An 11,700-nucleotide genomic window follows, 5' to 3' on the forward strand; every position below is an offset into this window, starting at 1 on the left:
CCCAATGCGAACTGTAATTCGCATGTTGACAGTTGGCGGGGGGCGGCCGTATACTGTGTTTGAAAGAGCACAGTTGAACGCTGTCCCGATACCGGTTAAGCCGGCTCGCGACGTTAACTGTGTCCAATACACACATAGATCATTAAGTGGAGGGAATATTTATGAGCGAAGCTACCGCAAGCGCAACCGAGTATGCAAGCGTCGTCCGCGAACGCCATTCCGTACGTCAATACGATCCGAACGCCACGATCTCCGAATCCGAGCTGAAGGAGATTCTGTCCGAGGCGTCCCTGGCGCCGTCGAGCAGCAATACGCAATCCTGGCGCTTCCTCGTTTTCCATGACAAGGAGCTGCAACAAAAGCTGCTGCCGATCGCGAACAACCAGCAGCAAATCGTTGATTCGTCCGCGGTCGTCGCAGTGCTTGCGGATCGCGAAGGCTTCAAGCGTCTCGGACAAATCAACGACATCGCGGTGGAGAAGGGCATCATGCCTCGCGAATTCGCCGACCAGTTCACAGAGCGCAGCATTGCGATGTACGGCAGCCTGAGCAAGGAAAAGCAAACGCAAATCGCGCTTGTCGACGGCGGCCTCGTCAGCATGCAAATCATGCTGTCGGCCAAGGCGCGCGGCTACGACACGGTACCGATGGGCGGCTTCGACGCCGCGCGTCTCGTGGAAGAGTTCGGGATCCCCGAGACCCTCGTACCGGTCATGCTTATCGCAGTGGGCAAGGGAGCGGCTCCAGGCAGAGCGACAGCGCGTCTGCCGCTCGAGGAGATCACGTTCTGGAACGGCCAGGGCCTGAAGTAAGACTCAAATTCACCTCAAAGGACGAAGCGGCGCGCATGCTGCTTCGTCTTTTGTGCGCTTGGCAGCGCAACCGACTAACGGGTGAAAGTCCCGCGTACGCCGCGAGGTGGCGGAAGTACATAGCAGAGGCGTAGTGCCGGGGCCCGCAAGGGACGGTGCGGAGGATGCCAAGGCAAAACCCGGAACAGGCGGCATACACCAAGTTGGCTGACGGAGCCGGATAACCCTGCAAAAGAAGGGTAGTCCTATACCATCCATAGGCTCCGTAAGTTAAGAGGACTGGATTCGGGGGAAAGCCGGTTGACGTGACCCAAGGAGAGCCCATCGTCTCCGCGCAGAAAGTTTTTTTTTTTGTAGCGGTATCAGAGTTCAAGATCGTGAGGATCAAGAAGGAAGGTACGGACGGTGGGCAGTCAGAAGAAGGGATAGTAGCGAGAAAGCCTGCCGGAAAGGCCGCAAAGGTAGGTGAATCGGCGTCAGGTCGCCGATGCGTGCCCCGACTCAAAAGGCGGGGACACGTGTGAAGCCCGGAACCGTGAAAGAAGCGTGAATGAGGGAAACCATGCGCCAGGCAGGAGCCGGGGAGCTAAGATGTGCGTAGATCCGGGGAATGAACAAAAGGAGAAGCCGTCTGGGGCGAGTACCGACCGGGACACGGAGATTGCCGCAAGGCTACGAGCCGAGGAACGGGAAGGGAAGGAGAACGAGCATGGAGGGACCAAGGCAAGACAAACACGCACACGTAGGAGCTGAAGTGCCAAGCAAACGCAAATGGTACAGCCTCATCGACAAGATTTGGGCGAAGCCAAACCTGGAGGAAGCGTTCCGGGAGGTCAAGCGAAACCGCGGAGCGGCAGGGATCGATCGCGTGACCGTAAAGGCATACGAATCGAAGCTGGAGCCTAATCTAGAGGGGCTTCAGCTGGCGCTGCGAAACAAGACTTACCGGTCTAAGCCGGTAAAACGCGTGTATATCCCGAAAGCTGACGGGACGCAAAGACCGCTGGGCATTCCTACCGTGGAAGACCGAGTCGTGCAAGCGGCGGCAAGGCGTATCATAGAACCCCTATTCGAAGCGCAGTTCAAGGACTGCAGCTATGGATTCCGGCCGGGAAGAAGCGCGCATATGGCGCTGGCCAACATCCGCAAGGATCTGGAAGCAGGCTACCGGTACGTGATCGACGCCGACCTGAAGTCATACTTTGACACCATCCCGCATGAGAAGCTCATTGAAAAGGTGAGAGAGACCATCGTGGACGGCAGTGTACTGCGGTTGCTGGAGAGCTTCCTGAAGGCCGGGATCATGGAAGGCGGCAGCTTCCACCTGAACGAGACGGGGACGCCGCAGGGCGGGGTGATTAGTCCGCTTTTAGCGAACATCTATCTGCATCCGCTGGACGAAGCGATGACGGCGCGCGGACACCGAATGACGCGATATGCAGACGACTTCGTCATCTGTTGCAAAACGGCAAAAGGCGCTGAGCGTGTACTGAATTCGGTCGTGGGACTGCTGGAACGCGAGATGGGACTTATCATACACCCGGAGAAAACGAAAATCGTAAACAGCTACAAGGAAACATTCGTATTCCTGGGTCATGCGTTCAAGCCGGGAAAACGGATGGTGCCGTCGGAAAAAGCGATGAAGCGATTCAAAGAACGGGTGAAGGAGATCACGCGAAGAAACCAGACGGTGAAGGTCGAGCAGATCGTGAAGAAGCGACTAAACCCATACTTGCGGGGATGGGGGAACTACTTTGGGACGGGAGATGTGTTGAGCCGATTCCGAGGACTGGATGCCTGGATTCGAAGACGAATACGGGCCGTGCAACTAAGGAGTTGGAAGAAAATTCGCAAACTCCACCGGGAAATGAGGAGACGGGGATGGGACAATAAAGATATGCCCGGACTCCGAATGACGGCCTGGCGGAGCTCGCATTCCACCTATGCCCAATACGCAATGCCAAACGAATGGTTTGCCGAAATCGGACTATGCAGTTTGCTTGAGCGAAGCCAAGAACTGCGTCCCCAACGGGGATAAGCACGGAGGAGCCGGATGCGTCGACCCGCATGTCCGGATCTGTGAGAGGCCCATGCAATTGCGCATGGGCCTACTCGATTTGAATTGTCGGTTCATCCGTCGGCAGGCGTTCGGCGCAAGACCGGTTTCGGATATCGTCAAACTTATACAACCGTCAGGGCGATCCGCGATCTTCTGCGACGGTTTTTGACATGCCGAAATAGCGGTTAAGCGGCTGTTAAGAGCTATGATGCATTATAGAGAAGGAAGATCACGTTGTCTTGGCGGGTAGCCGGCGCGCAGGGTAAGTATCGACAAAAGGCTACCTATAAAGGACAATCGGAATTACAATAGGGTATAAAAAGACAAAGTTGTTAAGTAACGTATTAAATTCGACGGCGGGCGCGGTGAAGAACTTGGGTATGCGGGGCATCAAGAACATAACTGGCAGACTCGACCGGTTTCTCATCGGCCTCGCGATCGCCGTCATTCTCCTTGGCGCCGCGATGTTCTGGATGAATCAGTCCGGTCGCGGAGGTCCTCAGGCGAAGCAGGGAACGCTCGATCTGTCCGGCTGGAATTTCCGGTCCGACGGAACGGTCAAGCTGAACGGGGAGTGGGCGTTTTATCCCGATCGGCTGCTGACGCCCGCCGACTTCGCGAACGGCAGGCAGCCTGCGGGCATGCGGTATATTCAAGTTCCCGGCGTATGGAACGGAGAGGACATGAAGGGCTACGGCTATGCGACCTATCGTTTGTCGATCCGCATTCAGCCGACCGATCTGACGCTGGCCATCCACAAGCACGTCATCCGGTTCGCGGACCGGATGTTCCTGGACGGCAAGGAGCTCGCGTCCTCCGGTTCGCCGGGCGCGTCCCGCGGAAGTTACGAACCGGGCAACTTTCCTTATACCGTCTCGTTCGTCGAGGAGGGCGACCGGATCGATCTGTTGATCCAGGTCGCGAACTTCGATTATCCGACCGGCGGGATCGCGCTGCCCCTGCGGCTCGGGCTGTCCGACGACATTCAGCTGTCCCGGGCGGCGCAGACGATGTTCGAATGGTCGGGCGCCATCATCCTGCTCCTTTTCGGCATCTTCTCGTTATTGCTGTATTTCTTTTTCCAGCGGCATCTTCCGTTCCTGTCGTTCGGTCTGTTCTTCCTGTGCTTCGCCGTGCTGATCGTGATGAACGGGCAGCGCATGCTGTTCCAGCTGCTGTCCGACATGCCCTTCGAGATTATGTGGAAAATCAAGGACTTGTCCATCTTGCTCGCGATTCCGTTTCTTAACGTTTATACCGCGTACGCATACGCCACCGGCTTGGCCCGGCGCATGCTGCTCTACCCTGCGGGCGCGATCGGACTGCTATGTCTCGTTATCGTAGGGATACCGTACCGCGTATATGCACCTGCGCTGGACTTTATCATGCTGATATTCATGCTGCTGCTGATGGCGCTGGTGCTGTTCGTGCTCGGATTGTATCTCAAGCCCGCTGCCACCAGCTCCTCCAAGCGCGAGATCAAGATGTACCTGCTGGCGCTGGTGTCGCTGCTGCTGCTGCTGATCAGTTCCGCCTTCTTGAATCAGGGCGACGGCACGTTTCTGCCGTCCATTCTGTCCGACGTGCTTGGCCTTTCCTTCGTTATCTTTGTCGTAGCGATGCTCGCGCAAAACTATTTCGCTACCTATCAGTCGATGGTCAAGCTTACGGCCGAGCTTCAGGCGGCCAATCAGTTGAAGGACGAGTTTCTGCTGCGGACGTCCTACGAGCTGAATACGCCGCTGCAAGGCATTATGAACCTGTCCCAGTCGCTTCTCGACAGCTCCGCGCATCTGCCGAAGGACAGGCGAGTCGGCAGCAGGGACAAGCTCCAGATTATCCGCAACACCGCCTATCGGATGTCCAACCTGGTCAACGACATTATCGATCTGACCCGGATCAAGGACGGTCATCTGGAGGTGTCGCTCAAGTCGGTGGATCTGGTCGCTTGCGTCGCGATCGCCTTCGAGGTGAACGGATTTCTCGCGCGGGAGAAGTCCGTGCGGCTCGAGCATCGCCTGGATCCCGAGAGCCGACATGCGACTGCGGACGAGAACCGGCTTATGCAGGTGCTGTCCAACCTGATCGACTATAGCATGAAGTTCGACGATCTGACGGCGATCCTGGTGAGCGGCCACAGACGAGACGACATGTCCGTGCTCCAGATCGAAGCGATCGTCTGGGGCGCGGGAATCACGGCCGACTCGAAGTCCCGTCAGCCGGGTTTCTACGGCGCCAATCTGGCGGCGGCGATCGAGCTCACGCGATTAATGGGAGGCGAGATGCGCATATTGCCGGGCGAACAGGCGCGCGGCAGCGTCATCTTCGAGCTTGTCCTGCCGATGGCCGAGGCGCCTAATCTTGACCGCGACGACATTATTTTGCGGGAAATCGGGGAGCGGACGCAGTCCGGGCCGACTTCGCAGGGGCCGACCGGCGGCGTCTATACGGTGCTTGTCGTCGAGGAGGAGCCGCTTCACCTGGAATTGATGGTCAACCTGCTCATCAGCGAGGGCTACCGCGTACTGACCGCCCGTTCGGGCGAGGAAGCGATCGAGCGGCTCGAAGGCGGCACGCGGCCCGATATTGTCCTGCTCGACGTGCTGCTGCACGGCGGCGGCAGCTATGAGATCAGTCGCAAGATCCGCCGGCAGTACACGCCGATCGAGCTCCCGCTGCTGTTTGTCGCGGCGCGGACGACGCCGGCGGACGTCGAGGCCGGACTGGCCGCCGGCGGCAACGATTTCATTTCCAAACCGCTCGACGCCTCGGAGGTCCGAGTACGCATCCGTACGCAACTGGCGATGAAGCGGCTCGCGAAGGAAGCGACCGCTAGCGAGATGGCGTTTCTCCAGTCGCAGATTAAGCCGCACTTCCTTTACAATGCGCTCGGCACGATCATGTCGCTCTGCTACACGGACGGCCCGCGCGCGGGCGAGCTGCTGGCAGTGCTCAGCAAATATCTGCGGATTATTTTTCACGAGGATCACAAGGAAGAGAGCGTTCTACTATATAAGGAAATCGAGCTGGTCCGCGCTTACGTGGACATCGAGAAGGAGCGGTTCGGCAACCGCCTTGCCGTGGAGATCGACGTGGACGAGCGTCTCATGTCCTTCAAGGTGATGCCGCTCACGATTCAGCCGCTCGTCGAAAACGCGATTCGCCATGGCGTCGCCAAGAAGCTGAACGGCGGGCGGGTGCTGCTGTCGGTGCAGCGGCGCGGCTCCGAGGTGGAGATCGTCGTCGAGGACAACGGGGTCGGCATGGCCGAGCGCCAGGTTCGCGACCTGATGGACACCGTTCACGACGCTTCGGACGGCGTAGGCTTTGCCAACATCGCCAAGCGCCTCGGACATCTCAACGGCAGCCGGCCGCACATCGAGAGCTCGCCGGGCGTCGGAACGCGAATTACGATCAGGCTGCCGATCAAGGACGACAGCGAGAGGAGGGAATAATCCATGATTACCGCATTGTTGGCGGACGATGAAGAGCATGCGCTTAGCCTGCTGGAGCTGCTGCTCCACCAGACGGGCGAGGTGAAGGTCATCGGGCGCTGCGGCAACGGCATCGACGCGATCGCGCAGATCGCGCATCTGAAGCCCGATGTCGCGTTCCTGGATATCGAGATGCCGGGGATGAACGGATTGGAGGTGGCGGAGCGGCTCGGCTCTGCGGCGTTGGACACGCAGGTCGTATTCGTGACCGCTTATGACCGGTATGCCGTGTCCGCATTCGAGAACGACGCGCTCGATTATCTGCTTAAGCCGCTCGAGGTGGACCGGTTGAACCGGACCGTGGGACGCGTGAAGCGAGCGGTCTCCCGCCGGAAGTCGGAATTACCGGAGCAAGCGGACGCAGGAAAGGCCGCGGAGGACAAGCCGCCTTGCGAGCTGCAGGTGCAGCTGCTCGGAGAGATTCAAGTGTCCGTAGAAGGCAGGGGAAGGCTCAAATGGCGGACCTCCAAGGAAAAGGAGCTGTTCGCCTACCTCGCCGTTCACTACGGCAGCCGGATTCACCGCGACGTGCTGCTTGACGAGCTCTGGCCCGACGAGCATTACCAGAAGGCCAAAGTTTACTTGCATACGTGCGTGAGTTATTTGCGCCGCGACTTCCGCCAGCTGGGCATGGAAGACGCCGTCATCTACGAGGACGAGAAGTACTCGCTGGCCCCGCAGCTCGAATGCTCGGACTACCGGGAATTCGTAGACGCGGCGGCAAGTCTTCTGCAGCCGGGAGGCGGCAGCGCGGAGCAGCTCGAACGCACGGTGAGCCTGTACAGCGGACGGCTGTTCCGCAGCGAGGATTACCAATGGGCCGACGACGAGGTCCGGCACACCGAAGCGGCGATCGAGGCGCAGCTGCTGAGGTTGACTCAGATCTACGAGACGCAGCGCGACTATGGACGGATGATCGCCGCGGGGCGCAGGCTGCTGCAGCATTCCCCTTATAATGAAGAAGCCTATCGCATTCTGATGAAGGCATACGCGGGCAGCGGCAAGCACGACGAGGTATACCGCGTATACGAGGAGATGGAGCGCAGGCTCGACGAGCTGCAAATCCAGGCGTCGGACATGACGTTGAGTCTGTACGAGGGATTGAGAGTACGTAAAAGGGGCTGATGAGGACGGCTGTCGATCGCGCCCGGTTCCTCGTAAGCTTGGGTTCGTGACAGCGGCGGATTTTAAGCGAAACTTCAGCTTGCGCTCATACGCATTTAAGCAGAGGGGGATAATATATAACTCAACCCCCCCTTTGATATAGCAAGAACCCTCGGACCCGCGGAGACGCGGGTCATTTTTTTGCCGAAACGTTTGCGGGTGGAGGATGGGGTCGGAAACGGGATCGGAGCTGCGGTTATTCTGCTGCGAGCGCGCAAATTCGGCTCCTTCACAATGCGCAGCTCCGATTCGGCCGGGAAGCCTAATCCAGGCTCCCGACTTCTTGCTCGTACAAACTCGCGCTCCAGCCCCCGCCGTCGAATCGTCCGCAATATTGGAGTCCTAAGCGCGTATAGTACGCGTTCAGCGAAGGATTTTGGGCCATGCAGTCCAGCCGCAGCCAGGATCTGCCTTTCTGCGCGATGATGCTTGCCGCGTGCGCCAGCAACAGCCGGCCGATTCCAAGCCCTTTGCAATTCCGGGCCACGGCAAGGCGGTGGACGTATCCCGCGTCCGCATGGAATAGCGATCCCCAGATCTCCTCTTCTTTCTCCCAATTGATCGAAAAAGCGCCGGCGAGGTTCCCGTGCAGATAGGCCACGTAGATGTCCTGCTCGCGGAACAGCTTTTCAATGTTCTCGGGCGAGAACATATCCGCATTCCACTGCCGGATTCCTTTGGCCTCCTGAATCCATTCGACGGCGCCAAGATACAACGCCCGCAGCGCTTCGGCGTCGCCCGGGGTCGCCGGTCGGATGTCCGGTTCGGGCGAGGCCGCGGCTCGGACATCCGTATCGGAATCCGCGTCGCGGATCGCCCCGGACGGCTGCGGCTGCCATGCGTATTCGAGCATCGAAGCCGATGCGAGCGCACGCTCCGTTCCGAACAGCCGCGAGACGATATGCAGCGCCGCGTCCATGCCCGTCGTGACGCCGCCGGACAGGACGAGCTTGCCGTTATCGACGTAGCGGACGTCCCGCACGATCGTCGCGCTCGCCGGCGCCGCCTCCTCCAATAGATCGAACGCTCTGCGGTTCGTCGTGATCCGCATGCCCTCCAGCAGGCCGGCCTTCGCGAGCAGCAGTGCGCCGGTACATACCGAGAGCACGATGTCGGCCGCCTGCGCAGCCTTCCCGATCCAGCTCATGAGTCTCTCGTTGTGCATTTCCTTTCGCGAGCCTATTCCCCCCGGAACGACCAGGATGTCCGGCGCCGGGCAATCGTCGAGTCCGAACCGCGGCTCGATGCGCACGCCGCTTACCGTTTTTACGGTGCCGGCACGCTCTGCGACCGTATAGACATGCAAATCCTTCCCCCAATCGCTGGAAACGGCAAAAACATCGAACGGCCCCGCCACATCCAGCGTATCGACGCCCTCGTAGATCAGTACCGCCACGTTCCTCGTCCGCTTCATCCTTCGCCCGCTCCCTTTTCGCACAATATAGGCCGACTCACCCTGCGATCAAGCTAATCTTCGTAAATAATCTCGCCCGTGCGCGACAGATCGTAGCCGGGAATCGCCGCCAGCTCCCGCCTGAACAGGTCGGAACGCAGCGCTGCGAGCAGCCCCTCGATCCAGGGAAGGTTGGCCGGCGTCTTCAGCGCGACCAGATCGTAGCTCTCCTGAATAAGGGGGATAAAGTCGATCCGTCCGACGATCGCAGCCGCCTTCTCGATACCGACGCCGAAGTCGGCTTCCCCGGCCGCGACCTTCGCGGCTACGGCCATGTGGCTCGTCAGTTCGTCGGCATATCCCGCGATGCCGCTCGCGCGTATGCCGCCTATGCGGAGCTGCTCCTCGAGCAGCACCCGCGCGCCTGCGCCCCGCTCGCGGTTGGCCAGCCGGAGACCGGGACGCGCTAGATCCGGCCAGTCCGCGAGCCCGAGCGGATTGCCCCGTTGAACGTACAAGCCTGCAGTGCGGCCGAGCAAACGCACGACCATATACGGCGCGCCGATCAAAATGCGGCGAATATAGGGAAGATTGTACTCGCCGGTATCACCGTCGTACAGATGGGTGCTGACAATGTCCGCCTCGCCGCGATACATCGCGATCAGACTGTCGAGGCTGCCCGCATAGGCGCGCAACGGTCGCACGCCGCCCGCGCCCGGATTCCCCTCGAGATGCTTGGCAAGCAGGTCGAGACTCATATCCTGGCCTGTAATGACCAGCGGGCGGACGGATGAAGCCGCCGGCTGCGGAAGAACCATGCCGCGCGCCGTCTCCGCTTCCGCAGGCGGGCGATGCTGCGCTTGCGAGGCCGGAGAACGCATGCGCAGCTTGTAGGCCTCCAGGTCGGCGGCGTCTACGCGCATCTGCTTGCCTACGCGATAGGAGGGCAGTTCGCCTTTTTTGATCAGATCATAGACGGTCAGCTTCGATATTTTGAGCATCTGGGCGATCTCTTCGGTCGTATACGAGATATTGACGGTCATATCGGGCAAGCTCCTTATGTGCATAAATCCAATATTTATCTATTGTAGCACAACGTTCAAACAGATCTCCGCAAGGCCGTTTACAGGCGGTGATCAGCTATATATAATGATATCTAATTATAAATAGATATAAATAATAGGAAAGTGTGGGGCCGATATGAACAAAATAATGAGATTTATTGCGATTTGGATCGTTTGCCTTGCTGTCCTATTGGGGTTGGCCGCATGCGGAGGATCGAACGATGCCAATGGCTCGCGGTCGTCTTCCGTATCGCCCTCGTCTTCGGCCTCCGAGCCTGCATCGCCTTCGGCTTCGGCGTCATCCGCGACGTCGGCAGCCCCGTCCGCGGAACAGACCGAGCTCACGGTGTCCGCTGCCGCCAGCCTGACGGACGCGCTGGGCGAGCTCAAGGCGCTGTACGAAAATGCTAATCCGGAGGTGACGCTGAGCTTCAACTTCGGCGCATCCGGCGCCCTGCAGCAGCAGATCGAGCAAGGTGCGCCGGCGGATCTCTTCCTTTCCGCAGCCTCCAAAAACATGCAGGCGCTCGTGGACAAAGGGTTTATCGAGGAGCGGCACGACCTGCTGAAAAACGAGCTCGTCGTCGTCGTGCCATCTACCGGGGGCGCTGCCGTAGCCAAGCTTGAAGATCTGTCCGACGCCGCGGTCAAGAAGGTCGCCGTCGGCATTCCCGAGAGCGTACCCGCGGGCGGCTACGCCAAGGACGCGCTGACGGCGGCGGGACTGTGGGACGGGCTGCAAGGCAAGCTCGTGCAGGGCAAGGACGTGCGTCAGGTGCTGCAGTTCGTGGAGACGGCCAACGCCGACGCCGGCTTCGTCTACAAGACGGACGCGCTGTCGTCCGACAAGGTCAAGATCGCATTCGCGGTCGACCCGTCGCAATACAAATCGATCGTATACCCGATCGGCGTCGTCAAGGCGACGAAGCACGCGGAGGCAGCCGAGCGCTTCTACGCCTATCTGCAAACGCCCGAGGCGATGTCCGTATTCGTCAAGTACGGCTTCTCGGCAGCGGCTGCCGAGTAAGCGCGGCCCAGGATGGAATGGCAGGCGTTCTGGCCGCCGATTCGCCTCTCGCTTCAGGTCGCGCTGATCGCGAGCGTCGTGGCGCTGGCGATCGGCACATTTGCCGCACGTCTCATGTCCAGGCGCCGGTTCAGCGGCCAAGCCCTGGCCGAGACCGCCTTCATGCTGCCGCTTGTGCTCCCGCCGACGGTCGTCGGCTTCGTCCTCCTCGTGCTGCTTGGAAGGCGCAGCGGGGCGGGCCGGTTCATCGAGTGGCTGACGGGCGCGCCGGTCATCTTCTCGTGGTGGGCGGCCGTGATCGCGTCCGTCGTCGTCGCTTTTCCGCTCGTCTATCAGACGATGAAAAACGGGTTTGCTTCCGTCGACCGGGAAGCGGAGGAGGCGGCGCGGGTCGCGGGAGCGAGCGAGCTCCAGGTGTTTTTGTATATTACGCTGCCGCTCGCGGGGCATGCGTTTCTGACGGCGTTCGTGCTGGCGTTCGCGCGCGGGCTCGGCGAGTTCGGGGCGACGCTGATGATCGCGGGCAACATTCCCGGTCGCACGCAGACCGTGCCGACCGCGATCTACGTGGCCGTGGATGCCGGTCATACGGGGATGGCGTGGGCCTGGACGGCGGCCGTCATCGGCATATCGTTTCTGCTGCTGCTGTTCACGGGACGCGCACGGAAGTGAGATATCGAAAGCAGC

General features: G+C 59.9%; 8 protein-coding genes. 6 read left to right on the forward strand and 2 right to left on the reverse strand.

The annotated features are described in order from the left end of the window. Window positions 1-161: 161 nt before the first annotated feature. The 4 genes from KB449_RS34640 (at window position 162) to KB449_RS34655 (ending at window position 7,490) form a co-directional block, all read left to right on the forward strand. On the forward strand, window positions 162-812 hold the full coding sequence (locus KB449_RS34640; protein WP_282912988.1) for a nitroreductase family protein: 651 nt from the start codon (window positions 162-164) through the stop codon (window positions 810-812). A gap of 754 nt (window positions 813-1,566) precedes the next feature. Further along, the gene (ltrA, locus tag KB449_RS34645; protein WP_282907093.1) at window positions 1,567-2,850 is read left to right on the forward strand and encodes a group II intron reverse transcriptase/maturase; all 1,284 of its coding nucleotides are present in this window, start codon (window positions 1,567-1,569) and stop codon (window positions 2,848-2,850) included. 386 nt (window positions 2,851-3,236) lie between these two features. Continuing rightward, window positions 3,237-6,326: a histidine kinase gene (locus KB449_RS34650; RefSeq protein ID WP_282912989.1), complete on the forward strand. Its 3,090-nt coding sequence runs from the start codon at window positions 3,237-3,239 to the stop codon at window positions 6,324-6,326. A 3-nt stretch (window positions 6,327-6,329) separates the two neighbouring features. Beyond that, entirely contained in the window at window positions 6,330-7,490 is a 1,161-nt protein-coding gene (locus tag KB449_RS34655; RefSeq protein ID WP_282912990.1) for a response regulator, read from the forward strand. A gap of 301 nt (window positions 7,491-7,791) precedes the next feature. On the opposite strand, the gene KB449_RS34660 is transcribed toward KB449_RS34655, so the two are convergent. Continuing rightward, window positions 7,792-8,943 carry a GNAT family N-acetyltransferase gene (locus KB449_RS34660; protein ID WP_282912991.1) on the reverse strand — a complete coding sequence of 384 codons (1,152 nt, stop codon included), beginning with the start codon at window positions 8,941-8,943 and terminating at the stop codon, window positions 7,792-7,794. 53 nt (window positions 8,944-8,996) lie between these two features. After that, window positions 8,997-9,965 carry a substrate-binding domain-containing protein gene (locus KB449_RS34665; RefSeq protein WP_282912992.1) on the reverse strand — a complete coding sequence of 323 codons (969 nt, stop codon included), beginning with the start codon at window positions 9,963-9,965 and terminating at the stop codon, window positions 8,997-8,999. A 157-nt stretch (window positions 9,966-10,122) separates the two neighbouring features. Between KB449_RS34665 and modA the strand changes: the two genes are divergently transcribed. Beyond that, window positions 10,123-11,013, forward strand: a complete 891-nt coding sequence (gene modA / locus KB449_RS34670; RefSeq protein WP_282912993.1) for a molybdate ABC transporter substrate-binding protein — start codon at window positions 10,123-10,125, stop codon at window positions 11,011-11,013. 12 nt (window positions 11,014-11,025) lie between these two features. Beyond that, on the forward strand, window positions 11,026-11,685 hold the full coding sequence (modB, locus tag KB449_RS34675; protein ID WP_282912994.1) for a molybdate ABC transporter permease subunit: 660 nt from the start codon (window positions 11,026-11,028) through the stop codon (window positions 11,683-11,685). The last annotated feature ends 15 nt before the right edge of the window (window positions 11,686-11,700 follow it).

The organism is Cohnella hashimotonis (assembly GCF_030014955.1).
Classification (GTDB): Bacteria; Bacillota; Bacilli; order Paenibacillales; family Paenibacillaceae; genus Cohnella; species Cohnella hashimotonis.